The following is a 26,630-nucleotide window of genomic DNA, read 5'->3' on the forward strand; positions in this document are numbered from 1 at the left end:
ATTTAACTTTTCTTAGAAGGGAAGGGATCATGGAATGTTTGGTTGTTTAACATCATGATTTCTTGAGCATATGGTGGTTGATCGTCAACGTATGGTGTTTCTAAAATAACTGGTAAGTTTGCAAACTGTTTACAATTTAATAAATTTAATAATACATTAAAACCAATCTTGCCATAGCCAATGTTGGCGTGTCGGTCTTTGTGGGAGTTAATTTCACTTAACGAATCATTAAAATGAATCACTTTAATTTGCTCTAGCCCAATCGTTTTTTTAATTTCTTTAAAAAGTTGTTCTGTTTTAGCCAAGTCATAACCAGCGTCATGTACATGACATGTATCTAAACAAACCCCAATACGTTTTTTATTGGTAATTTTAGCAATAATCGCTTGCAGTTGGTCAAAATTTTTACCGATTTCATTGCCTTTGCCGGCCATGGTCTCTAAGCAAATGACAACATCTTTCGTATTGCTAATAACTTGATTTAAACTTTGAATTAAATTTTTGATGGCTAAATCAGGAGTGGTGTTAATTGCTGATCCGGGATGTAAAACAATGTATTTAGCACCAATAGCTGCAGTTCGTTCTACTTCTTTGATAAAAAAGTCAACCCCAAATTGCCGTTTGGCAGCATCAGCCGAAGCCAGATTAATAATGTATGGTGCATGAACAATGATGTTGTCAAGGGCTCTGCCTTTTTCCTTTCAAAGTTCTTGGGCACTAATTATTTTTAATTCTTCAAGGTTTTTTCGGAGCGTATTTTGTGGTGGGCCTGTATAAATCATGAAAGCGTTAGCATGATAACTTAACGCTTCTTTGACGCTGCCTAATAAGTATTCGGGTGCTTTCATTGCGACGTGTGAACCTAAAAGGTATTTGTTTTCATTCATGACCATGATCCTTAACTAGTTAATGATATGTAAAATTTATAAAAAAAGTTTGTTTTATGCATCAAATGCATTTAACAAACTGTTTGATCATTGACTTTATTAATTATATTTTATTTTTCAGTTTTTACTAGTACAGGAACAACTTCAACTTTAGTTTTGTCTGATCCAAATTTTTTGTATCTCACAATGCCAGCACTTTTTGCAAATAAAGTGTCGTCGGTTCCTTGACCCACATTTTTGCCAGGTCAAATGCGGTTACCACGTTGGCGGTAAATAATTTGACCAACTTTGGTGTGTTGACCATCAGCAAGTTTGGCTCCGAGAAACTTCGGATTGGAATCACGCCCGTTTTTGGTTGATCCTACTCCTTTTTTTGATGCAAAATACTGCAGGTCGACTGGTAATCAAAATTTCTTCTTATTCATTGTTGTTTTTCCTTTTAAATGATGATCTTTCGCGAGTTATCAATAATTTTTATGTAGTTAGGGTAAACTTTGGCGATGGCTTCGATTTGGGTTTGAATGACTTGCAAAGCGACCAATTTGTCATAATCACTATTTTTTAGTTCAAATGAAAAAATATTATTTCTTTCTGAACGTTGAATACTTAGATCTTTAGGGTCATACCAATTTAATCCGCCCAAGACAATGCCACTAATAGCCGCGCAAACAATATCGTCACCTTTTGGTGCGAAGAAGGCGTGACCTTCAATCTTCACCCCGCCTGCATAAAAAGTTATTGCTAGCATTACTCTTCCGCGTTTTTAAAATTAATCTTAACAATTTTTAACTTGGTGTATGGTTGTCTGTGTCCATACTTTTTCAAGTGGTGTTTTTGACTAATGTGCTTAATGACCTTGATTTTTTTTTGTTTACCTTGTTTTTCAATACGGCAGGTTACAAAAGCATCAGGTAGGGTTGGTTTGCCAACAATTGCATTCACTGCAAGAACCTTATTAATAATAATCTCATCGCCAATTTTTCCATCGATTTTTTCGATATAGATTTCATCGTTTTCACGAACTAAATACTGCTTGGCTCCGGTAGCGATAATTGCAAACATTGATTTCCTCCAGAACGATTTGTTTTGTTGATTATTTTTATTAATCTTGGATAACTAGATAAAAGCCTACTTATGCCCTAAAACAACTATACAATTATTGCTGTATAGAAACTAAACACTAACATTTTAACATAAAATCAATCTTATGCTATCTGAAAGTTCGTAAAAAACTTGGTTTTATTGATAAATATTTTTTCAAAAAATATCAGTAAAAAATTGAAAAGCAAGAGGCTAGAAATAACCTGTTATTTTTAAAAATTGGCTAGAATTACTTTACGTATTTTTTATATTCACTATAGCCTAAACTATCCATATCTTCTAAGGCAATGAAGTTTAGTGATGCAGAATTAATGCAGTATCTTAAACCACCCGTACTTTGAGGACCATCGGTGAAAACATGACCTAGATGACTATCGGTGTTTTTGGCCCGTACTTCAATCCGACGCATGCCATAAGAGTTATCCATTTTCTCGGCAATTAACTCTTTTTCAATAGGTTTAGTAAATGCTGGTCAACCACAACCTGAATCGAACTTATCAGATGAAGCAAATAAAGGTTCACCACTAGTGATATCGACATAGATCCCTTTTCGAAATTCATGGTCATATTTGTTGCGAAAAGCTGGTTCAGTTGCTCCGTTTTGGGTCACGTTATATTGTAATTCATCAAGATTTTCTTCAAGTTCAGCTTGGGTCATTTTTTTAAATTTTTGTTCCATACGTTTTCTTCCTTTATTTTTGTGGGTCTATATTATAAATTACTAAATATGGTTGACCGATTTTATTGATTGCCAAACTCTCAGGTAGTTCTAAAATTGTTTTTGGTTCACCGGCTGGTAAATTTAGTTCTTTAGCACTACAAATCATGCCATCAGACTGGTGGTCTAATACTTTTGAACTATTAATGAATTTGCCAGTTGGAATACAAGCATTAGGCAAAACCACTACAACATATTGATCTTGACGAACGTTAATTGCACCGCAAACAATTTTTTGTAATGCATTTTTACCAACATCTACTTCACAAAAATTTAGGTGACTTTTTGCGATTGGTTTGATTGTCTTGATTTTCCCAATAACAAACGGATACAAGTTAGCATATTCATTTAAATTAATTTTCATAATTTGATTTAGTTGCTTGATTAAGCTCTCGTTAGGAGCATTGATCCCGGCTACTAAATTCAGTTGAAACCGTTTTGGATTAAAAAGGTTGAAACCAACCAAACGATCTTGTTCATCATAAAACAAGACGCAATTTTCGTTAACTTCTTTTTTAACTTGTGCGTTTGGATTACCAATGAAACCAACTAAAATATTTTGTAAGGTTAGTTCATCATAAAAAAGATTTAAGTATTTTTGTTCTTTTGTCATTAATTTGCCTCAAGATAAATACCATAAGCATCTAATCCGGTATGGACGGCAATAATTGAACTCATTGGGCGACAAATAATGTCTAAGTTTTCTGGAAGAATTTTTTTAAACTCATTCAAAATTTTTTGGTTTTGTTTTTCGTTTCTTATTGTAGAAACAATGATAGCCCGTTTAATGCCGTTTTTCCTTCAATTAATTTTTTCATCAAGATAATTCACCATCCGTTCGTGAGCACTAGTTGCATCCCTTTTTTTATCAAAGTATTCTAAATGTCCGTCAGCTGGTAATAACTTAATTAAAATTTTTAACTTAAGGGTTTTAACAATCATGGCCTTAAAGCCTTTTAAGCGCCCTCCGGCTATCAATTGGGACACATCATTAACAACAATTGTCCCTCCCTTTTTTTGGTTATTTTCCTTAACTAATGCATTAATTTTAGCCTCATCAAATCCATGCTTCGCCACATGATCTTTAATATCTTGCAAGGTTCAAACAATACTATATTCCACATCCTTGCAATCAACTACATAAAATTTATCAACACCTAATTCATTTTCAATTATTTTCCAAGTATTATAAGTTCCAGACATCTGGCTATCAATTGGAATCCCGATAACCCGATCATAGGTTTTTAATAATTCTTCCACTTTTTTCATCACTTTATCGATTGCAACTAATCCGGTTTTAAATTTGTGCCCCTTTGCTAGTTCATTTGCTAATGTGTCTAAATCCATATTGATTCCCGCTTGATAAATACGTTCAGGTTGCACATTTATGTTAATGATTGATAATGGCATCATATAAATATCATTTTCTGGATCTTCATGATAGGATGCTGATGAATCGATTAAATAAGCAATTTTTTGAATCATAATTTCCTCACGTATTTTATTGATTTAACTAGTATTGAAAGATTACAGTAACTTCAAACAAATTCCTTTATTTTTGTTTGGTTGTACTTATTAAATTTTAATTAGTTAAACATAAAAAACAAAACATTTGTTGTTTGATTATGAATAATCACATCGAATTTTAGGAATGCTTAACACCAAGTTAAGATGTGAAAAATAAACTTAATTATTTTATAATTTTTACTATCTAATTATTTTTTGACTTTGAAGATTTTAATTATTTGGTTTAACTATCTTTGATTTTAGGCTAGCAATATTTGATCAAATGAATGTCTATTAGTGTCATTCTTTGAACATATTCAAGTCTTAATTTGAAACATGTAATTGAGTATGCAGTCGAAAGGAAATTTGCGTGATCAGGTTAGATGGCAAAAAAATTGCAAAGCAAATTGAGCAAGAACTTTATCCAATTACTTCCACAAAGTTACACCATTTGGCATTGATTCAGATTGGTAACGACTTTTCAAGTTCAATTTACATTCGAAAAAAAATTGAAGCGTGTGAACGCTTAAAAGCTAAAACATCGTTGATTAAACGCATTGATATTAAGCAAGCTGAATTAATTTCATTGATTAATGAATTAAATTACAATCCATCGGTTCACGGAATTTTAGTCCAGTTACCGTTGCCTAAAAATTTTAATGTGGATGTTGTTTTAAATGCAATTAGTCCAATGAAAGATGTTGACGTTTTTCTACCAGCAACAGAAAATTTAGTAACACTTAGTAACCAATCACCAGTGCCTTGTGTGGTGAACGGTATTTTACATCTAAAGAAGGCGTATGATCTGGATTGAAACAAGAAACAAATTGTTGTGGTAGGCAAAGGTAAAACCGGTGGTCAGCCGATTATTAATTGATTACAAAAACATCAATATTGAGTTCAAGGATACGAAAAAAATGATGCAGATATTAATATCAAAATTCAAGATGCTGATGTTTTAATCACAGCGATTGGCAATCCACACGTTATCGACAGTTCGAAATTAAAAAAAGGGTGTGCTTTTTTTGATGTGGGTATTTCCCGCGATATTAATAATCGGGTTATTGGTGACATTAATTTTGAAATTGCTAGTCAAACCCAAGCCGCATACGGCACCCCTGTACCTGGTGGGATTGGTCCAATGACCATCGTGATGCTCCTAAAAAATCTGATTATTTTAAAGCAGATCCAAGATGAAAGCAAATAAATTAACCGTTATTTATAATCCCCATATTGTTAAAAATCATGAACAGTTAAAACTCATTATTGCAGCTTCTAAAAAACTAACCTTAAAAACTAAATTGATTACTACGGATGCATTAGTTAGTTTTTTAAACGAAAAAACAAAGACCAGAAATTTTTCGAAAAAGATTTTGTTTTTAGATAAAGATATTGCTTTAGCCACATTTTTACAAAAACAGGATTATTGGGTTTATAACAAAGCTTTAGCAATTAATTATTGCGATAATAAAGCCTTAACTCATGCCGCATTAGTAGACACAAAAATTAAACAAATTAAAACCTTATTAGGTCCAATTCTTTTTGATAATGAAAAAATGAATCCAACTAGTCCATTTATTAAAAATATTCGTCGTACTTTCAAATATCCAATAGTCATTAAAGATGTGTACGGCTCATATGGAGTTAATGTCCATTTAGTGAATTGTGAACAACAAGCAATCGAGATTATTAATAGGACTTCTGGTCGACAAGTTATTGTGCAAGAATTTATGAAGCAAAAAATTGGTGAAAGTGTTCGGGTTTTTGTGGCCGGTGGCAAAATCATTGCTAGTATTCACCAAAAGCATCCTACTGACTTTCGTTCGAATTTAACGCTAGGATCACAAGGTTCATTGATCAACCTATCAAAAACTCAACAAAAACAAGCATTTTTAATTAACCGTCATTTACAGTTGTTTTATTCAGGAATTGATTTTTTGTTTGATAATTCTGATCAATTAATTTTTTGTGAAGCAAATTCTAACGCTCAGTTAGTCCATGTTTCTAAAACTAGTGGTAAAAATTTTGTTGTTAATTTATTAGAAGCAATCATTAACGATCAAACGTATTACAAATCATTAGAACAGAACAATTAAACCAAAATTTTTTGTTTAATATTTAGATATATTTACTGGATTTTTATCCACTTCAGTTATTTTGAATGATAAATTTCCCGTGTTTTAATTCGTTTTTTAAAAGTTGTGGTTTTTGCGTGAATAGGTCGCCCGGGAACGCGGTGGTGATGGCGACATCGTGCGGTGTATGATTCTTGGTTACCAATTAAAATTTGGGGCGAATCGTATGTCGCTTCTTTGCCATCAATTAGCCGTTGGGTTCGGGTAGCTTCAGCACCGCATTCGGTGCAAATTGCCGTTAATTTTGTGATTTTTTCAGCAATTGTTAATAATAATGGAATTGGTCCAAAAGGCTCGCCCTTAAAATCACGTTCTAAGCCAGCAATTAACACATTAATTCCATTATCTGCTAGTGTTTGCACAACTTCAACAATCTCTTTGCTAAAAAATTGGGCTTCATCTATTGCTACTAGATCGGGATGACTTTCGTTAACGTGATCATAGATTTGGTAAGGATCATCAATAACAATCGCATTAAGAAAACGGCCATCACGCGAGGCAATTCCTTGCGAACGCGAATCAATTTTTGGTTTAAAAATTAAAAATTTCACTTCGGCATACCGAACCCGATTAATTTTTCTAATTAATTCTTCTGATTTACCAGCGAACATTGGTCCACAGATAACTTCTACCCATCCTGGTTGGTAAGAAAGTGCGTTTTTTTTAGCCATTCCATGATTCCTTTAGCGTTAAAAATAAGAATGTTTAAATCTTGAGATTTTACTTTGAACAATGTGTGTTGATTCTGAAATTACTTTTTTGATTAATGATAATCATTTATTATTGTATCTATCCTATTTTAAAAAATGATTTTTAAATGAAGATTTTTCTTGAGATAGTGAACTGAATTGAAAATTTCTTATAACATTCAAATTAAAAGTTAAATGTTTATCATTTTTTTGATCAATTTCATTTTATAATTTAATGAGTTTTCAACTCATTGTAATTTTGAATTACATTACTACAATTATTAATAATTATTCAAAATCATGTTAATTACTTTGATTTTTGGTACTATTAATGGTAATGATTTACGGGAGCGTACCCAAGTGGTTAAGGGGGCACCCTGCTAAGGTGCTAGATCGGTTTCCGGTGCGAGAGTTCGAATCTCTCCGCTTCCGCCATATTAAAAATAGAAAATCCAGATAAATCTGGATTTTTTTAATTTGTAGTGTATTGATCTAACAATTAAAAATTAATTAAATCGTTAAAATCCGCCAAAACCACCGTTACCACCCTTCATGAAATTTAAAAAGGGATTTTTGCCACCTTGTAACATTTTGCCCATGTCGGCCATTTTTTTGGAAGCTTGGTCCCATTCTTTTAATAGTTTATTTAGTTCATCAGGTTTGCGTCCTGATCCTTTAATAATCCGAACCTTGCGGTTTAATTCACGTTGTAAGAGTTTAGGTTGTCTTCTTTCTTTTAAGGTCATGGAGGACATTAAAATTTTTCAGATCCGCATCTTTTCTTCGATTTCACTAATTTTATTATCGGAAATCTTTTCTGATCCTGGAACCATTTTCATAATTGAACCTAAGGTACCAATTTTTGACATCATTCCCATTTGCTTCATCAAGTCATCTAAATCCATTTTACCCGACAGCATTTTTTGCATTGTTTTCATTGTGTCTTTTTCATCAATGGTGTCAGCTGCTTTTTCAGCCAAGGTCATCACATCACCTAAGCCTAAAATCCGATCGGCCATCCGCTCGGGATAAAATAAATCTAGCGAACCCAAGCGCTCACCAATGCCCGTAAATTTGATTGGAACATCTAAAATACTTGTTAATGATAAGGCTGCACCCGCCCTTGCATCTGAATCTAGTTTGGTAATAATAATCCCCGTTAGTTTTAAAACATGATGGAATTCAGTTGCAACATTAATAATTTCTTGTCCAGATAGGCCATCAACGACCATTAAAATTTCATTTGGATGTACCGCCTTTTTAATGGCAACTAATTCATCCATTAGTTCTTGGTTCGTTTGTAATCGTCCCGCAGTATCAAATAAAAGAACATCATGATTATTTTGCTGTGCTTGTTCTAGGGCTTGTAATGCAGTTTGTGCTGGATTTTGAATCCCTTTCTCGTAAAAACCACAATCGACTTTTTGTGATAAAGTTTTTAATTGGTCAATTGCGGCCGGACGGTAAATGTCTAACGCGACCATCATTGGTTTTTTGCCATGCTTTGTTTTTAAAAGCGTTGCTAGTTTGCCGACTGTTGTTGTTTTCCCTGAACCCTGTAAACCAACCAGCATAATTTTTAAAGGCTTAATTAGGTAATCAATTCCTTGGATTTTACGCCCAAGAATGTTCGTTAATTCTTCTTTAATGATTGTTAAAAAAATTTGCTGTGGGTCCTGGCCAACTTCTACCATTTGGCCAACTGCTTTTTGTTCAACCTCATTAATAATTTTTTTAACGACTTGCAAATTGACATCAGCATCTAATAAAGCAATCCGAATTTCTTTTAAAACTTCGTCAATATCTTTTTTTTGGATGGTTTGCGAATCCAATCGCTTTTTCATTTTTTTTGCAACAATATTGGCAATCATTGTTTTTAACATACTTCATTCATCCTTTAAGTTTCAAGTAACTAGTTTATATTTGTTTAAACTAACAAGACTTTAAATTTAAACCTAATCACTTTCATTTCATAACTTATAATTCTTAAATAGTTTAGGTTTAGGAATTTAGTTTTTAATAACGTCTTAAATTAAATTTTAATTTGATTATTTAACAATTAAAAAATTTTCTTTTTTTAACTTTAGAAATAAAAAAATCAGTAAAACCATTTGTTTACATTATTGAATGAAATTGTGATTTTTGATGGTGAACGATGCTTAAGGGGTACAACTAATTTTTTACATCAAAGGCCAAAATTAGTTAATGTTAAGAAAATTTCCTGATATTTAATAATTCTTTTTTTGGTTATGTTATGATAATGTCACGATAGATACTAAAAATTATTTAAAAGGGAAGAATAAAAAGAAACACTATATGGGTCCAATACAAATTATCATGTTTGTGCTTGCGATTTTGTCCTTAATCATTGGTTTATTGCTATCTAATTCTGGTTCTACTGGTGGGTTAGCGTGATTGTCGGGACAAGATCTTGAAATCTTTAAAAAAACAAAAGATCGTGGCCTGATTAAAAGCTTACAGATCATTATGTTTGTACTAATGCTTTTGTTTTTGATCCTAGGTTTAGTTTTTCATTTTTCTTTAAGATAAAGCGGAATATAAGAACATATGGAGAACGATGGAAATAAGATGAACCAACTCGATCAATTTGCCCAAGACATTATTAACTTAATTAAGAGTGAACGGGGCCGTCCGATTCCTCCGGGCATTGTGGTTCGCAACTTGATTGAAAAAAACAGCATTGGTAGTGACTCGCGGACGGCTAGGCTATATAAAACGAAAATTTACCAAGCGATTGATGATTTAACTGCGAAGGGATTAATTCGTCAGTTACCTAAAAATAACAAATTAGTGATTGGTTATGAAGATGCCCCAGCAGTCATGGGCGAAGTCAAGGAAGGAACGATTTCCATTGGTGCTAGAAATTGTGGGTTCATTCGGTTACCCAACCACGATCGGGCCTCTTATTTTGTTTATTCTTTGAACCTCAATGGGGCTTTGAATGGTGATATTGTTAAGTTTGCACCTTTGAACAAACCAGCAACCCGCGATTTAAAAGATGCTACGGTATTAGAAGTAATCACACGTAACAAAACAAAGTATGTTGGTAAATATACTTATAACGGCACGAAGTATGTGGTTTATCCCGATGATCCAAAATTATACTTAACGATTGTTTTAGATCATGATTATGGCTTAAAAGAAAACGATAAAATCTTGTTTGAAATTGTGCAAATTCAAGATAATGATACGGCTGTTGCCAAACTAATCCATGTCATTGGTAATGCTAATGACCTTGGTGTAGACATTCAGTCAATTGTTTATGATAATGGCATTAGTCCCCAATTTGAACCAAAGGCTTTAGCTCAAGCCCGAACTTTAAAGTTAGATGTAGAAGCAGAAATTGCTAAAAACTTAAGAAAAGATTTAACTAATATTGATCTGGTAACGATCGATCCAGCAACCTCAAAAGATTTAGATGATGCCATTTATGTAGAAAAATTAGCCAATGGTGATTATAAGTTAATTGTTGCCATTGCTGATGTTTCTCACTATATTCCTTTTAATTCGGATTTAGATCATGATGCTTTTAACCGTTCAACTTCGGTTTATTTGGTGAATAAAGTGATTCCGATGTTGCCTGAAGAACTATCAAATGATTTGTGTTCACTAAATGCTGGTGTGAAGCGCATGGCAGTTGCTAGCGAAATGGTTTATAGCCATGATGGTATTTTAAAATCACAAGTCGCTTATCCGGCAATTATGGAAAGTAAGCGTCGTTTTAGCTATGATGAAGTTAACGGTTTTTTTAATGGTACTAACCAGTTAGATAGCGACCGTGAAGAAATTAAATCAATGCTAAAAAATGCCCAAGAACTTGGCAAGATTTTAGCAGAAGTCAACCGAAAGCGCGGCTATGTCGAATTTGAAATTCCTGAGCCAGTGATCGTTTTGGATGAAAATAACATTCCGACCGATATTTTAATTGCTAAACATGAACAAGCCCAAGCGATGATCGAAGTGTTTATGATTGCTGCTAATGAGGCTGTAACCTTGTTTGCTAATAAAAATAACGTGCCGTTCTTATACCGGGTCCACCCCAAACCTTCGCCTCGTAAATTAGCTGTTTTTAGCAAAGAAGTAAAGCGTTTAGATTTCAAAATTAACGACAATATTAATAAAATCTATCCGAAAACAATTGCCCACTGGTTTGAAGTTAATCATGACAACCGTCATTTAGAAATTATTCACCGGTTACTTTTGCGAGCAATGGGTAAAGCCTTTTACAACACCATTAACTTACACCATTTTGGTTTAGCAAGTACCCATTACACCCACTTTACTAGTCCGATTCGTCGCTATCCCGACTTAATTGTGCACCGCTTGTTATGAATGTTTGTTTTTGATAAACAATCCTATTCAGATGAACAAAGAAAGATGTTAGTTGATAAATTGAGTACGATTTGTGAACATTCTAACCTTGGTGAAATCCGGGCGGTTGAGTGTGAACGGGCTGTTAATAGTTACATGTTCTGTTTATATATGGAAAATCACCTTGGTGAGCACTATGAAGGGTTTGTTTCCTCCGTGATGAATTACGGGATGTTTGTGGAATTACCTAACACCATTGATGGGTTAGTTCGCGTTTTAAACATGAATGATGATTTTTATACATACGATGAAAATTCATTGAGTTTAGTTGGCAAAAACCACGGCAAAGCGTATGCCATTGGTGATAAGGTGAAAATTCAAGTGACTTCAACGAACATTCACGACCGTAAAATTGACTTTACGTTAATTCAAGGACTTGATTAATTTTCGAGCTTATTTTTAGCCAAATTTTTGATCAAAACAGTTTGTTATTTTGGAATAATCAAACTGTTTTTTTTAATTTAAATTTACGGTAGAAAACAAGGATTGAGTGTGATAAAATTAATTGTTGTTTAATGCACTTTTTCATTAATTATTAATAATTATAAGGAAGATTAAAAAACATGAGTCACCAGTCTTTGAAGACAACTTTTGAAGATGCAAAACAATTAAGTTCTGCTAAAGGTTGATTTAAGATGAAAAAAACCCAAGTGACAGGGGAACTAACTTATAAAAAACTAGTTTTCTTGTGAGCGATGGTTTTATTTGGTTATTTTTTATTTGTTGTTCAGTGGTACTCAATTGGTAATTTTGCTGGTCTTGCTGGCGGGGGTTGAGGTGCTGCTTTTTTCCAACCAGGCACAGTACAAAGTCCGTTTATCCGTGGGGTGCCGAACTGAATGATTACTCTAGGCCGTGGCCTTGGTTCGTTTTTTGCAGGTTGGTTAATTGTTAAGTTTGGTCATAAATACGCCGTGATTGCCGTTTTAGCCTTATGTGTGGCCTCCTTTCCGTTTATTATTTTAGGACAAAATCAAGTGTGAAATTCAGCCTCAATTGCCGGTGGTGCCAAGGTTACTAGTGACGGGGTGGCTGCTGGTGGCTTTGCGGGCTTTGTTATTTTTCGGGTTTTATTAGGAATTGGGGGAACAACCTTAATTACTTATACCAATTCGATTATCGGCAAAATGCCCCAATCCAAGCGTCCGTTCCATATTAACACTAACACTTTTGGTTTTAATGCTGGTGCTTTTATTGCTAACATTTTCTTTGTGATTCCCATTATCAATGATGCTACTTTAAATAGTAAGTTATGAACTGGTGTTCTTAGTGGCTTCGTTGTTTTAATGGGGATTGTGTTGCTTTTATATTTAATTTTTGGCCAAGAAACTGTAGCCCGTGAAATTAAAAATAAGCAAGAAAATTTAGCGGATGCTCCTAATGCTGTAACTTTTAAAGCGGTTGTTAAGCAAAAAGACACTTGAAAAATTGCTTTTTTATTTATTTTGTGGTTGATTGCTGTGGTCTTTATTAATTCTAGTACCATGCACCAATTTATCGAACAATCACCAGCAAATTTTCGAGCCCTAGCGATCGATCACGCCTTAACAACAAATAAAAGAGTTGTTAGTGGGGTAACTTCGCGATACTACTGGGTGTGACCATTATTTATTTGTTTTTTTGTTGCTGGTTTTTTTGGTGGGTCGTGGTTGATTCCTGTATTTAGTAAAACCCGCTTTCACCGCACCCGCTATCTAGTTTTTCTTTTTGGCGTTTCTGCAGTCTTGTCGGCAGCAGCAATTATGTCCGGTTATTTTGGCGGATATGATAACCAAATTGCTTTAGCGTTCATGTTTGTCTTGATTTTTTTAAGTGGGGTGTTTATTTGGGGAGCCCAATCGGTATGTTTATCAGTTCCCCAACAAGTAATGCAAACATCAGCGAAGTATGTGGGGATTGCTGCAGGAATTATTTGGGGCGTAGGTTATTTCGGTTATACTGCTGCTGAATTGTCGTTAAGCTTAATCTCTTCTTATGTTCATGCTTTTAATTTTGCTAGTGCTGTAGAACAAGTCGGCTTAACAATTCGTCAAGGTGGTGCAGCCGATTACAATAGTGCGTTAGCCTTATTTAATTCGGGAAACCACAGCGGTTATAAAACTTCTGAATCAGTTGGTAATATTATTATGATTGTTGCGTTCTCATTGATTTTATTAGGGCTGATTCTAGCAGCATTCATTTTACCTAAACCTGGATACCGTGACCAAAATGGAACATTTATTGAATTTAATAAAAAATGAAATCCACTTAAATTAAGTCACTGGAATTTTAGACATCCTGATAACATTATTCCCAAGATGGGTGATAAATAATTTCTATTTAAGTATTTATAAAATTTTAAATCTGAGTTTGCCGCAAAGGTGCTCAGATTTTATTTATATATGGACCTGTTTTCATGGTTTTAAGATATCTTTACTAGTGAAAATTTGCATTTTAATGATCTGAACGTATTGATTAAGCCATGAAAAATGAAGATCTAATTTCTTGTGAGATTGATATCATTTAATTAACCGTTACTATAAGATGTCTTTAGCAAGGTTGTAAATAATCAACTGTTATTGATTAACAACAATTAATCAACGTTAGATTTTTATAGTAAAAACAACTTTATAGCATCATGATTAAAGTTTCATTATTTTAACTGGTCTTTGTTTTTTAAAATTTGATAAAATCCTAAATACTATTATGACCGATAAATATAAGCCTGAACTTTCTAAAGATATTCTTGAAGATTTATTAAATGACTACACCACAAAGCAAAAGTTGATTTTAGCTAATAAGCAATATTCACGCAATGGTGTTAGCTTAGACCCCAAAGAATTTTTAACCCTAGATTTGTTAGATTTGAATCTGCAATTTCATGATCGAGCAAAAAAGTCCAAAGCAATTGCAGTAATGCGCAGCCGTTATCATGCTGAAGTGTTTACTCCGGCTTGAATTTGCAATAAACAAATCAATTTGATTGATAACCAATATCTGGGTTATAAAAATGCTTTTAATACTGAACATGACAAAAAATGAAAAACCTCTCGTAAAAAGATTGTTTTTAAAAAAGGGTCATGATCTGATTATGTTGCTAGTACCCGATTGGAAATTACTTGCGGTGAAGCCCCTTATTTGGCATCCCGGTACGATGCGGTTTCTCGAGAACCAATTGCTTTATGGGATCGCATCGGGATTTTTGATCGCAAAATGCGCGTTATTAAGGAAAATGTCACTACAAAAAAAGATTGATTAAAATGAACACAACTAGCATTACAGTCCGTTTACGGTTATGATTTTCAAGGCGATAATGTCTTTTTTGCCAGAAGAAATCTCTTACTTTCATACCAAGAATATTATTTCGATTATTTTTCAAAAATGCCAGATGTTAAAACTTTAAAAGAAGTTGTCAAAATTATATGCTGGAATATTTGACAAATGGATGGGATTAAATGCGTAATTCCTTTTAGTTGTGAAAGTGCTAAGCAACCTGGTTTATTTGGTGACTTAGACAAAAAATGTGATGCTTGTCAAAGCGATAAAAAATTGGGGCATGTTGGGATCCATTGTTTGATTATGGATTGAGATATTAAAGAACCCGTTAAGTTTGAGCAATTATTTGCAAAATAAATTTATTATAAAATTTGAATATTGCTGAAACTAAATCTCGATTTCAATTAACTAGACAAAAAATTACAACTTTAATGCATGGAACATTACAGATTATTAATATATATAGACCAATACTGTATGTTAAATTTTTGTCTCAGATTGTCTTTTGTATTGTTATATAATAATTAGACAATTTTAATTGAACATAACAGTATAAATGATGTTAAAAAATTCAAAACCAAAAGTCAAAACATATTATCAGAAACGACCTAAAATATATGCGTATATCCATCCTGATGTTCCTTCACTAAACGGTCATATTAAAGTTGGCGAAACTACCGGTGATGTTGATAAAAGAATTAAAGGCCAAACACAAACGTCTGGTGTTATACCTAAAAAACTTTTTGAAAAATATGCACAAAAAAGTAATGGGACATGATTTAGCGATCACGATTTACATCGTTTTTTTGAATTAAATAACATTAAACGAAGTAAAGAAACAACTAAGACAGATGGAACGGAATGGTTCGATTTTACCGGTCGCATGGATGATTGCGAAAAATTAACAGATCAATTTATTCGTATTGATTATGATCTAGTTCAAAGTTCTGATGATAAATCAGATTATATTTTACGAAGCGAACAACAAGCAGCTGTTAATGTTACCAAACAGTACTATGATTGTAAAAAAGAGCCAAAGGAATTTTTGTGAAATGCCAAACCCCGTTTTGGTAAGACCTTAACTACTTATGGTTTTATAAGGCAAATTAAAGCCATTAACGTTTTAATCTTGTCCAATCGACCAACAATTAGCGACCAATGACTTCAGGATTTTAAAAAATTTATTGAATGAAAAAACGAAGGTTATTCTTTTGTCTCATCAGCAATTGATAATGCGGTGAAATATGAAGAATTTGCTGGATACAAAAATTCTTATCCCGAACGCATAATTAAATTGATTTTTTTCGCTTCACTCCAAGATCTAAAAGGTGCCATTGACCTTGGTGGTAAATATGATAAATTATCGTGAATGAAAGAAGTTGATTGGGATCTAATTGTTATTGATGAATCCCATGAAGGTGTTGATACATCAAAAAGTCAATTTGCCTTAAATTTACTAAAAACGAAATTTACTTTATATCTATCTGGGACCCCATACAAAGCTATTGCCTCTGAAAAATTTCGAGATGATCAAATTTTTAATTGGTCATATTATGACGAACAAAAAGCCAAAAATGATTGGGATGAAAATAATGGCCCAAATCCTTATGCTAAACTGCCTAAATTGCATTTATTTACTTATAAAATGAGTGAAATTATCAAGTCGATAGTTTCGAAAGGAATTAAAACTGACAGTGGGGCCCAATTTGATTATGCATTTACTTTAAATGACTTTTTTAAAGTCAATAAAAAAACTCATAAGTTTGAACACGAAGCAGATGTAAAAAAGTTTTTAGATGTTATCACTCAAGGTCAATATCCTTTCAGTTTATCGGAAAATTTCGCTAGCGAACTTAATCATACTTTTTGGCTTTTACCCCGAGTTGCTGCTGTTAAGGCATTGGCAAAGTTGTTAAAAAACCATGATTTTTTTAAAGATTATCATGTTATTCTGGCTGTTGGTAATCATGATGATAGTTGACAAGAAAATGAACAAGCATCTGAGGAGATTTTTAAAAAGAGTGAAAAAAGTCTAGATAAAGTTAAAAAGGCCATTCAAAAATACGAAAAAACGATTACCTTATCAGTCTGCCAACTGACAACCGGTGTAACAGTTCCCGAATGAACTGGAGTGTTTATGTTACGAAATATTAACTCTCCAAGTTTTTATTTTCAAGCAGCTTTTAGGGCCCAAACTCCCCACGAAATTGCAAACGAACAAGCAATTTATTGAAAAGAAAACGCTTATATATTTGATATCGCTCCTGACCGTACGTTATCATTATATGATCAATTTGCTAATGGTTTAACTTTAATCGACTATCAAAACACCGAACATGAAAACCTATTGAGTGCTGAAAAAAATGAAAATATTAAAACCATGCTTAACTTTTTTCCAGTAATTGCTCAGGATACTGATAGTTCTTTGCGCGAACTTAATTTAGAAGAAGTTTTAATAATTCCAAACCAAGCTAGAGTTGAAGAGATTGTAAAAAGTAAATTTTTAAGTAACTTTTTATTTGCTCATATGAATCTTTTTTGACAAACAAATCGGTTTAATACAATCATTGAAAAACTTCAATCTACTAAAAAACAAAAAAATTCTCAAACAAATTCTTTAGTAAATGACACCAACGTTGATATCATTATAATTAGTGAATCAAATGTTTTTGGCAATCCAATTATTGGTAAAAGAAAAACCACTGAGGAAATTTTACACGAAGGCAATAGTGGCTTTAATTCCAAGACATTGGCCAATGAACTGTATTCAAATTATGAACCAGAATTCGATGCTGTTATTAAAAAACTTGGTAATTTATCCAAAAATGAAGTTAAAAAAGTTAAAAATGAGTTCAGGGAAAAAATCATTTCGGAGCTAAAAATCCTTGAGGATGCTTGTCAAGCAGATATTAGTAAATATAATGATTTAAAAGATAAAGAACTTAAATATCTACTAACTGAAACTGAACAAAATGAATTAGCCGAATTAAAAAAGCAAATTCATGAGCGGTATACACAAAAACTTAATTTTGAAATTCCAGATGCATTTGAAAAATCAATTAATGATCTTCATAATGCTAAAGAAAAACAAGACAAGAGACAAAAGGAAGATAAGCTGCGTAATCATCTCCGTAGTTTCACCCGCACCATTCCGATTTATTTAATGATTTTTGGTGATGAAAAAATCACTTTAAACAATTATGAAACATATGCTGATGATGCTACTTTTGAAAAGATTTCTGGAATTAGCAAAGATGATTTTTTAATATTAAAAAATGGCGACAAAGATGAACATGGAGAAACACGTGGTGTGTTTGACACAACCAATGTGAATGCTAGTTTTCAACATTTTTTAAATTTAAAAAAAGAGTTAGCTAATTATTTTGATAGTAAAGCAACTGATGATATTTTCAATTATATTCCCAATCAAAAAACTAACCAGATTTTTACCCCTAAAGCAGTAGTTAAAGAAATGGTGGATCAGTTAGCGGCAAATAATCCTGATCTATTTACCAACAAAAACCATAAATTTTTGGATATATATTGCAAGAGTGGACTTTATTTAGCTGAGATTATCAAACGTTTAAACGTTGGTTTAGAAAAAGTTATTCCTGATGCACAAGAGCGCATTAGATGAATTTTTAAAAATCAAATTTATGGCATTTGCCCAAGTGATATCTTACTCAAACTAGCATCCAATTATTTGTGTGCAGATAGAAAAGATTTACATCTAAATTTACAAGTATGTCAAGCATACGAAGATTTAAAAAACCTCAATGATGCAAACAAACTTGCGTTGGCAATCGCAAATTTATGGAAGGATTTGGAAATGAAATTTGATGTGATTATTGGCAATCCACCATATCAGGAAGAGGATGGTGGTCCATATGCTAGCGCTCGTCCATTGTACCAATATTTTATGAGTGCAGCTTTTTCGTTTCCAAACGTTAAATATGTTTCTTTAATCACCCCTTCAAGATGAATGACTGGTGGCAAAGGGCTGGATGATTTCCGGGAAGAAACGTTGATGAATCAAAACTTAATCTATCTTTACGACTATTGCGATGCAAGTACATGCTTTGCTGATAATGAAATCAAGGGGGGGGGTAAGCTATTTTTTGTTTAATCGTGATTATGTTGGTAAATGCGATATTACAATCATTGATTTTGAAGGAAACAAAGAAACATCAAAGCGTTATTTAAAAGAACGAGATCTAGATATTTTTGTTCGTCACAAGTCCTTGATAGCAATTTGGCACAAAGTAAAAAGTAAGAAAAATGAATTTTTATGATCCATAATGTCATCACGTAATCCGTATGGTTTTAATACAGAAGCATTAACAAATCCTGAAAAATTTGGTTTTAAGCCCTTTTCTTTAAGCAAAATTCCTGAAGGCTACACTATTTTGGGTCTTGACCAAAAACAAAAAAGATCACGTATGTATTTGCCGAAAGATTACAAGTTCCCTAAGGATCAAATAAGCAAGGCCTTTTTAAAATATAAGATTTTTGTTCCTGAAGCTTATGGAACTGGTAAGTTTGGCGAAGTATTAGGAAAAGCAGAACTTGCTTATCCAGGATGATGTTGTACAGCCACTTTTTTAGAAATCGGCTGCTTTGAAACTGAAAATGAAGCGAAAAACTTAATTAAATACATTAAAACTAAATTTTTTAGAGCTTTGGTAGGAATTCAAAAAACCACCCAGCATACCGGTTCTAAAGCATATCGCTTTGTTCCTATGTTAGATTTTAAATCAAACCACGAAATCAATTGAGAACAATCAGTATCTGAAATCGATAAGAAACTTTATGAAATGTTTGAGTTGTCAGAAGAAGAAACTAAATTTATTGAAGAAAAAATTTCAGAAATGAAATAAAGGTGTTTTATCTTGAATATATGTAGTATTTTTAACTTAATTAAGAAAATTATTAATTAAAATTTTAGTTTTATTAATCAATGTTTTGAAGCCCAAAAAGATCAACTATTTGCTTTATTTGTTTTATATAAATATTAAACTGCATTGTTATATAATACTTCAACGTCTATTTGATATAAAAACAAACCAAATTAAATCAATATGGAAAAAAGATTAAAGACATTAATTAATCCGTACAAAAAAATCGAAGGTAAAATTTACGCATTCATTTTTGATAAAACTGAAGTACCTATCTATGCAGGTCAGATTAAAGTTGGCTACACAGAAGGGGATATTCATATACGAGTCAATCAACAAAGGAACGGACTAAATCTTAAAATCCTTTTTTGAAAATTAGCACGAAAGAATGATGGTACATGATTTCGGGATACAGATTTACACCGGTATTTTGAATTTAATAAAATTAAACGTAGCAAAGAAACTGGTGGACCAAATGGGACTGAATGATTTGATTTTAAAGGGCGGGAACAAGATGCTTTAAAATTAACTGAAAAGTTTATTGAAATTGACTATGATCCTTTAATAAATCCTAAAGGCCAAAAAGACTATATATTGCGTGCTGAACAAAGTCAAGCTGTTACTTGCACTTTTAATTATTTTCATTCGCAAAAACAACCAAAAGAATTTTTATGAAATGCCAAACCACGTTTTGGTAAAACTTTAACGACCTATGATTTCATCAGAAAAATTCAAGCAAGCAATGTTTTAATTTTGTGTAATCGTCCGGCTATTGCAAATTCATGATTTAATGATTTTGATAATTTTATCAGATGAAGAACAGATGAAGGGTATCAGTTTGTTTCTGAGTCGCCTGCAATTAAACGCAATAGCATGTCTTATCAACAATATGAAAATTTTAAAACAAAACACCGAAACAAACCAATTAGAAGAATTGCTTTTGTTTCCTTACAAGATTTCAAGGGTGCTAAGTTTGCTGGTGGTCCTTATGAAAAATTAGCTTGAATGCAAGAAGTGGATTGGGATGTAATTATTCTTGATGAAGCCCATGAAGCTATTGACACACAAAAAAGTAAAGATGCCTTAAATTCATTACGAACTAAATTTACCTTACATTTATCGGGCACCCCGTTCAAAGCCATTGCTTCTGAAAAATTTCGCGAAGATCAAATTTTTAATTGGTCATATCATGATGAACAAAAAGCCAAAAATGATTGGGACGAAAGTAATGACTCAAACCCTTATGAAGACATCCCACAATTGAATTTATTTACCTACAAAATGAGCGAAATGCTGCATCATGAACTTAAAGAAAGCATTAAGGGCAGTGACTTAAATTTGAAACAGACATTTGGTTTTGACGAATTTTTTCGAGTTAATCAAAAAACTCATAAATTTTATCATGAGGAAGATGTTAAAAAGTTTTTAGATGTAATAACTCAAGGTAAATACCCTTTTAGTTCATCTGAACAATATGTTAATCATTTACACCATACTTTTTGATTATTGCCTAGTGTTGCGGCAGCTAAAGAATTAAAAAACTTGCTGAATAACCACGAATTTTTTAAAAATTTTGAAATTGTTTTAGCAGTTGGTAAAGGATCAAGTTCTTCACAAAGAACAAATGAATTTGATACTGGTTTTAGAAAAAATCAAAAAAGTTTTAACAAAGTTCGTAATGCCATTAATAAGCCACATAGCAAGACGATCACATTATCAGTCGGTCAGTTAACGACTGGAGTAACTGTTCCTGAATGGACCGGTGTATTTATGTTGCGTAACATTGAATCAGCAAGTTTGTATTTTCAATCAGCCTTTCGGGTTCAAAGCAAGCATAAGTACGAAGTTGAAGATGAACACGGCCAAAAAATTTCTTTAGTCAAACAAAACGCTTATATTTTTGATTTTGCACCAGAAAGAACGCTTAAGTTGTATGATGATTTTGCTAATGGACTAATTATTGGTGAACAATATAAACAAATAACCAATCAACGCAAAGATAACATTAAGGCTGTTTTAAATTTCTTTCCTGTAATTGCCGAAGATTCCAAGGGTTCTTTGTGTGAACTTAATATTGATGATGTCTTAACAATACCTAATCAAATAAAATCTGACGAGGTTGTTGGAGATAAATTTATTAGTAACTTATTATTTGCTAATCTTGGTAGTCTTTCTGAAATGCCCGATAAAGTTAAGAAAATTTTAGACAAAATTTCACCAAGTAAAAATGGAAAAAATTTTAAAAAAGATTGATTTTTAACTAAAAACGATTCAAAAAATAAAAATAAGACTAAAGAAATTAAAATTAACCAATCTGATGTGTTAGGCAAAAAGATAACTGCAGCAATTTCTACAATTAGTAATGATGAAATTTTAAACGATGCAATTAATTATTCTGATTTTTCAGAACTCAAAGAAAAAATATTTAAACTTTATCAATTCGAACTAAATAATAATCTTCAAAAATTTCCTAATTTACCAAAGGACCAAATTAATAAAATTAAAAGCGAATCAGAAAATAAGATTTTAGAGATCCTTAAAAATGACGGTAAAGAATCTTGTGATGATATCAATAAATATAAAGAACTTGTAAGCAAAAAACAAAAAGGACACAATTTAAGCGAAAACGAGCAACAAGCATTAGATGAATTAATATATCGAACTCGTTCACTATATGATAGCGAAAATTTATCGGGAAAAATTGGGGATATTCTTGACGAATCTTTGGTTGCATTAAAAACCGCTGAAAATGACAATACAAAAAAAGAAAATGAAGATCACGTGCAGAATCACTTATATGGTTTTGTCAAGACCATTCCCCTATATCTAATGCTATGCAATGATGAAGATGTCTCGCTAGAAAATTATGAAACCAAAGCAGATGATGCTACTTTTGAAAAGATTTCTGGAATTACTAAAGACGAATTTTTAATATTAAAAAATGGATATGATGGCCAAACCGGGAAAGTTCGGGGGTTTTTTGATGAAACTATTTTCAATACTAGTATTAAAAAATTCTTTGAATTAAAAAATAAATTAACTCATTATCTTGACGACCAGTCCAAACAGGATATTTTTGATTACATTCCAACTCAAAAAATTAACCAGATTTTCACTCCGAAAAAACTAGTTGAAGAAATAGTTGATAAATTAGGCGAATATATCCCTGGATTATTTACCAATAAAAATCACAAGTTTTTAGATCCTTACTGCAAGAGTGGACGCTTTCTAGCCGAGATTGTAAAACGCTTAAACATTGGTTTACAACATGAAATTCCAGATTCACGCGAAAGAATCCGATGAATTCTTAAAAATCAAATTTATGGCATTTGCCCGAGTGATATCTTGCTCAAACTAGCATCTAATTATTTGTGTGCAGATAGAAAAGATTTAGATCTAAATTTACAAGTTCTTGATAGTTCTTTTGATTTAAACCGTTCAGAATGACTTAAAGATGCTATTAAAAAATGATGGGGAGACGAAAAATTTGATGTAATAATTGGCAATCCATCTTATGGTGAAAAACGTGATAATCACGATTCTTCTTATCAATATTCGGGAAATGCGATTTTTTCACTGGAAAATGCTAAATACATTTCATTAATCACTCCTTCGAGATGAATGACCGGCGGGAGAGGTTTTGGATATTTTCGAGAAAAAATCCTGGAGTCTAAAAGTTTTATGTTTCTCTATATTTACGCTAATGGGAATAAATTCTTTGCTAATACTGAAATTGAAAAAAAGGGAATAAATTATTTTTTAATGGATTGTGGATATACTGGTCCATGTGATGTTAGAGTTTTTGATTTTGCTGGAAAAGAAGAAAATTCAGAACGTTATTTAAAAGAACCGGATTTAGATATTTTTGTGCCCTACGAAATTTTAATAAAAATTTGACGAAAAGTGCAGAGCAAAAAAGATAAGTTTTTATCATCTATAATGTCATCGTGCGACCCTTACGGCTTTAACACAGAAGCATTAACAAATCCTGAAAAATTTGGTTTTCAACCCTTTTCTTTAAGCAAAATTCCTGATGGTTATACTATTTTGGGTCTTGACCAAAAACACAAAAGATCACGTATGTATTTACCGAAAGATTACAAGTTTCCTAAGAATCAAATAAGTAAGGCCTTTTTAAAATATAAGGTTTTTATTGCAGAAGCATACGGAGTAGCAGCCATCGGTGGATCTTTATCAACTCCAGTTTTATCTACACCAGTGCTATCGATTCCGGGAGAATGTTGCACAGCCACTTTTTTAGAAATCGGCGGTTTTGAAACTGAAAATGAAGCGAAAAACTTAGTTAAATACATTAAAACTAAATTTTTTAGAGCTTTGGTAGGAATTCAAAAAACCACCCAGCATACTGGTTCTAAAGCATATCGCTTTGTTCCCATATTAGATTTTAAATCAAACCACGAAATCAATTGAGAACAATCAGTATCTGAAATTGATAAGCAACTTTATGAAATGTTTGAGTTGTCAGAAGAAGAAATTAAATTTATTGAAGAAAAAATTTCAGATATAGAAAACCTAAAATAATTTTTAATTAATTTAATGTTAATTTAGGGCCTGATAAGGCCGACTCAGCACCAGGTTTTTTCCTAATAATGGTGTTTTTCTTATCTATTAATTGCTTAAAAAGAAAATTGACAATCTTGACATTAACGCTATTACCAAATTGTTTGTAAGCTTGCTGCATATTTTCATCAAAAATAAAATCTTCCTTGAAATTTTGAAGCCGGGCACATTCGCTTTCGGTTAAGCGTCTTTGGTATTTACCAATTATCGGAATTTGAACGATTGCAACTAGTGCTGGAAAAACATCAGGGCGTTTAACCCTAATCCCTGACGGACGAAATTGAATAATCCCGTCTCAAATCGAATTTATTGAAGTACCTGCTTGTCATTCAAATTTTTGGTGTGATGGTGCTAAGTTTTTAATTTCTTTTTTATAAGTTTTTTTTCAGTTATCAATGGCTTTTTTGTTTTCTAAATACAATTGGTTATTTTTGGCAATAATGGCATTTTTTCATTCTGGAAAATAGTTATTAGTAATTTTGTTTGATAAGTATTCTAACCAGATTGGAAAACCTAAAATTTTTGGATTAATAATTTGATAGAATTCATTTCACAAATTTAATGTCATTCTTTCATATTCATTGATCAAATATTTTTCATTGGTTACGTTTTCATCTAAAACTTCATACACAGAATTATGATTTTTGGTAAGTAAATTTTTTAAATCAATTTTAATTGGGACCTTTCGGTTTAACGGGTCATATTTACCGATAATAAAAATTCGTTCGCGAAACTGCGGAGTGCCAAATTGGTGTGGACTTAAAATAATGGGTTCACTAACGAGGCGATAACCGATATCAACAAGCACATTTTTGATAATTTTTCAAGTCTTACCTTTGTCGTGCGAAACCAGATTTCTCACGTTTTCTAGCATGATATATTTTGGTGTTTTCGCTCTTAAAATTCTTTCGATTTCAAAAAACATTGTTCCCCTAGTGTCATGAATGCCTTTTTGTTTTCCCGCCTTCGAAAACGATTGACAAGGAAAACCAGCACATAAAACATCATGATTGGGGATGTCTTTAATTTGTAATTTTGTGACATCGTTTCGGCTATTAACCCCATAATTTTTTTGGTAAACTACATTGCAATTATTATCAATATCTGCTGCTAGTACACATTGACCGTTATTTAATGTCATTGCTTGGTGGAAACCACCAATACCGCTAAATAAATCAATAAATTTAAATTTTTTCATAGTCTTTAGATTGCTGGAAACCGATAAATAATAAAATTTTCAATATTTTTTTTATGAAATAATAATTTTGGATTTCTCGACTTACCACTCGGCTGGTGTCCTTGCAAAAAATCATCGCTGATGTAGCGAATATTGAATTTATTGACTTCCAAAATATACATATTTTGAAAATTAACACTATATTTCATTCGTTGACTATAACTTAATAAATCTTTATTTTTAAAATTCTTTTTTTGGGGAAATTTGTTAATTAAATTGTTTCAATAAATTGATGCTGAAAAGCCTTGAACATCTGCGTCTTTAATAGTGGTGTGTTGGTAAATAACATACCAAAATTTTTCATATTGATCTAAATATTTTAAAAACCGGGTTTTATCATTGCCGATTACATTATTTTTTAAAATATCACTAGCTTTTAAATCGCCAAAAAATTGACCGTTATAAAAAGATAAATCGTAATCATACTGATTATCTTGATGATCACTACCAATGTATTTCACTAAATTTTCATATTGACTTGATTTTAAAAACTTATTGAGTTGAAATTCTAAAAAAAATCCAGCCCATTCCGCCTGTCTTCAGTTTGGTCACAAACCATCATGCATTTCACCAATCGCATTAATGGCACAAATATCTTTGCCGGTAAAAAAACTTTTGTTGTACTCATTAAAAACTTTGAATAAATCATCTTTAGAAGCCGATTTTTCTGAAAGATAATTAAATAAATTTTGCGGTTTGATTATGGTAATCAAATTATTGAATTTATCAATTTTTGAAAAAATACCATCGCGCATTCCAATAAACAAATCATTGACATAAACATGTGCTGAAGAATTATGCATAATTTTATTTAAGTATTTTGTTTTATCAAAATCGACATAGATAATGTTTTCTTTGTACTTATATATTCCCAGAAAACGAACGTCATAGTAAAGATTTTTTTGAGTTATTGATGTAACAAATTTTTTCCAAGAACTAGGCAATTGAATTCTTTTTTTAAAAATGGGGTGTTGGCCGTTGCCACCTAAATAAGTAATGGCTTTAAACAACAAAATGATTTTTTTATTGGAATTAGATTGATTTACAAAACTAATCACCTTTTTGTTACATACCACTTCAACGTTAACGTTATTGGCCCCAAGATGCTTTTTAAAAAGTGCTAAATATTGATCAAAAACTTGCACAACATCATCTTGATCAATAACTACCTTCATATTAATGTTTAACTGCTCACTTTTTAAATTTGCCACACTTTAATCCTGATAACTTTGAT

20 protein-coding genes and 1 tRNA gene are annotated in these 26,630 nt (G+C 32.1%); 10 read left to right on the top strand and 11 right to left on the bottom strand.

From position 1 onward, the window contains the following. Window positions 1-2 precede the first annotated feature (2 nt). From ABDB96_RS01485 to ABDB96_RS01515, 7 genes are all read right to left on the bottom strand, one after another. On the bottom strand, window positions 3-887 hold the full coding sequence (locus ABDB96_RS01485) for a deoxyribonuclease IV (protein WP_343251755.1): 885 nt from the start codon (window positions 885-887) through the stop codon (window positions 3-5). Between the two features lie 110 nt (window positions 888-997). Continuing rightward, on the bottom strand, window positions 998-1,312 hold the full coding sequence (rpmA, locus tag ABDB96_RS01490; protein WP_343251756.1) for a 50S ribosomal protein L27: 315 nt from the start codon (window positions 1,310-1,312) through the stop codon (window positions 998-1,000). 14 nt (window positions 1,313-1,326) lie between these two features. Beyond that, window positions 1,327-1,635 carry a ribosomal-processing cysteine protease Prp gene (locus ABDB96_RS01495; RefSeq protein ID WP_343251757.1) on the bottom strand — a complete coding sequence of 103 codons (309 nt, stop codon included), beginning with the start codon at window positions 1,633-1,635 and terminating at the stop codon, window positions 1,327-1,329. Continuing rightward, window positions 1,635-1,949, bottom strand: a complete 315-nt coding sequence (gene rplU, locus ABDB96_RS01500) for a 50S ribosomal protein L21 (RefSeq protein WP_343251758.1) — start codon at window positions 1,947-1,949, stop codon at window positions 1,635-1,637. The genes ABDB96_RS01495 and rplU overlap by 1 nt, the downstream gene beginning before the upstream one ends. A gap of 268 nt (window positions 1,950-2,217) precedes the next feature. Beyond that, the gene (msrB, locus tag ABDB96_RS01505; RefSeq protein WP_343251759.1) at window positions 2,218-2,667 is read right to left on the bottom strand and encodes a peptide-methionine (R)-S-oxide reductase MsrB; all 450 of its coding nucleotides are present in this window, start codon (window positions 2,665-2,667) and stop codon (window positions 2,218-2,220) included. A gap of 13 nt (window positions 2,668-2,680) precedes the next feature. Next, complete coding sequence (ytpR, locus tag ABDB96_RS01510) at window positions 2,681-3,319, bottom strand: YtpR family tRNA-binding protein (protein ID WP_343251760.1); 639 nt, start codon at window positions 3,317-3,319, stop codon at window positions 2,681-2,683. Continuing rightward, window positions 3,319-4,191, bottom strand: a complete 873-nt coding sequence (locus tag ABDB96_RS01515) for a DegV family protein (RefSeq protein ID WP_343251761.1) — start codon at window positions 4,189-4,191, stop codon at window positions 3,319-3,321. The genes ytpR and ABDB96_RS01515 overlap by 1 nt, the downstream gene beginning before the upstream one ends. Before the next feature lie 391 nt (window positions 4,192-4,582). Between ABDB96_RS01515 and ABDB96_RS01520 the strand changes: the two genes are divergently transcribed. After that, window positions 4,583-5,419 carry a bifunctional 5,10-methylenetetrahydrofolate dehydrogenase/5,10-methenyltetrahydrofolate cyclohydrolase gene (locus tag ABDB96_RS01520; RefSeq protein WP_343251762.1) on the top strand — a complete coding sequence of 279 codons (837 nt, stop codon included), beginning with the start codon at window positions 4,583-4,585 and terminating at the stop codon, window positions 5,417-5,419. After that, complete coding sequence (locus ABDB96_RS01525) at window positions 5,406-6,308, top strand: RimK family alpha-L-glutamate ligase (RefSeq protein ID WP_343251763.1); 903 nt, start codon at window positions 5,406-5,408, stop codon at window positions 6,306-6,308. Before ABDB96_RS01520 ends, ABDB96_RS01525 begins: the two co-directional genes overlap by 14 nt. A 56-nt stretch (window positions 6,309-6,364) precedes the next feature. On the opposite strand, the gene ABDB96_RS01530 is transcribed toward ABDB96_RS01525, so the two are convergent. After that, the gene (locus ABDB96_RS01530; protein WP_343251764.1) at window positions 6,365-7,018 is read right to left on the bottom strand and encodes a thymidine kinase; all 654 of its coding nucleotides are present in this window, start codon (window positions 7,016-7,018) and stop codon (window positions 6,365-6,367) included. A gap of 364 nt (window positions 7,019-7,382) precedes the next feature. Here ABDB96_RS01530 and ABDB96_RS01535 point away from each other — a divergent pair. Then, window positions 7,383-7,471, top strand: a tRNA-Ser gene (locus ABDB96_RS01535). 83 nt (window positions 7,472-7,554) lie between these two features. Here the strand turns inward: ABDB96_RS01535 and ffh are convergent. After that, window positions 7,555-8,919 carry a signal recognition particle protein gene (ffh, locus tag ABDB96_RS01540; protein ID WP_343251765.1) on the bottom strand — a complete coding sequence of 455 codons (1,365 nt, stop codon included), beginning with the start codon at window positions 8,917-8,919 and terminating at the stop codon, window positions 7,555-7,557. Window positions 8,920-9,352: 433 nt separating this feature from the next. Between ffh and secG the strand changes: the two genes are divergently transcribed. The 7 genes from secG (at window position 9,353) to ABDB96_RS01575 (ending at window position 24,120) form a co-directional block, all read left to right on the top strand. Next, on the top strand, window positions 9,353-9,586 hold the full coding sequence (gene secG, locus ABDB96_RS01545; RefSeq protein WP_343251766.1) for a preprotein translocase subunit SecG: 234 nt from the start codon (window positions 9,353-9,355) through the stop codon (window positions 9,584-9,586). A gap of 39 nt (window positions 9,587-9,625) precedes the next feature. After that, a complete protein-coding gene (gene rnr, locus ABDB96_RS01550; RefSeq protein WP_343251767.1) occupies window positions 9,626-11,812 on the top strand; it encodes a ribonuclease R in 2,187 nt (728 codons plus the stop codon). 179 nt (window positions 11,813-11,991) lie between these two features. Then, window positions 11,992-13,740, top strand: coding sequence for an MFS transporter (locus ABDB96_RS01555; protein ID WP_343251768.1), 1,749 nt, complete (start codon window positions 11,992-11,994; stop codon window positions 13,738-13,740). Window positions 13,741-14,113: 373 nt separating this feature from the next. Then, the gene (locus tag ABDB96_RS01560) at window positions 14,114-15,040 is read left to right on the top strand and encodes a restriction endonuclease subunit M (RefSeq protein WP_343251769.1); all 927 of its coding nucleotides are present in this window, start codon (window positions 14,114-14,116) and stop codon (window positions 15,038-15,040) included. 202 nt (window positions 15,041-15,242) lie between these two features. Next, a complete protein-coding gene (locus ABDB96_RS01565; RefSeq protein WP_343251770.1) occupies window positions 15,243-18,809 on the top strand; it encodes an Eco57I restriction-modification methylase domain-containing protein in 3,567 nt (1,188 codons plus the stop codon). After that, complete coding sequence (locus ABDB96_RS01570; RefSeq protein ID WP_343251771.1) at window positions 18,772-19,560, top strand: hypothetical protein; 789 nt, start codon at window positions 18,772-18,774, stop codon at window positions 19,558-19,560. Before ABDB96_RS01565 ends, ABDB96_RS01570 begins: the two co-directional genes overlap by 38 nt. Window positions 19,561-19,761: 201 nt before the next feature. Beyond that, a complete protein-coding gene (locus ABDB96_RS01575; RefSeq protein ID WP_343251772.1) occupies window positions 19,762-24,120 on the top strand; it encodes an Eco57I restriction-modification methylase domain-containing protein in 4,359 nt (1,452 codons plus the stop codon). A gap of 7 nt (window positions 24,121-24,127) precedes the next feature. Here ABDB96_RS01575 and ABDB96_RS01580 read toward each other — a convergent pair whose 3' ends face one another. Continuing rightward, window positions 24,128-25,357: a DNA cytosine methyltransferase gene (locus tag ABDB96_RS01580; protein ID WP_343251773.1), complete on the bottom strand. Its 1,230-nt coding sequence runs from the start codon at window positions 25,355-25,357 to the stop codon at window positions 24,128-24,130. A 5-nt stretch (window positions 25,358-25,362) separates the two neighbouring features. Next, window positions 25,363-26,607 carry a hypothetical protein gene (locus ABDB96_RS01585; protein WP_343251774.1) on the bottom strand — a complete coding sequence of 415 codons (1,245 nt, stop codon included), beginning with the start codon at window positions 26,605-26,607 and terminating at the stop codon, window positions 25,363-25,365. Between the last annotated feature and the right edge of the window lie 23 nt (window positions 26,608-26,630).

The sequence above is a fragment of the Mycoplasma amphoriforme A39 genome (assembly GCA_000723365.1).
GTDB lineage: Bacteria > Bacillota_I > Bacilli_A > Mycoplasmatales > Mycoplasmoidaceae > Mycoplasmoides > Mycoplasmoides amphoriforme.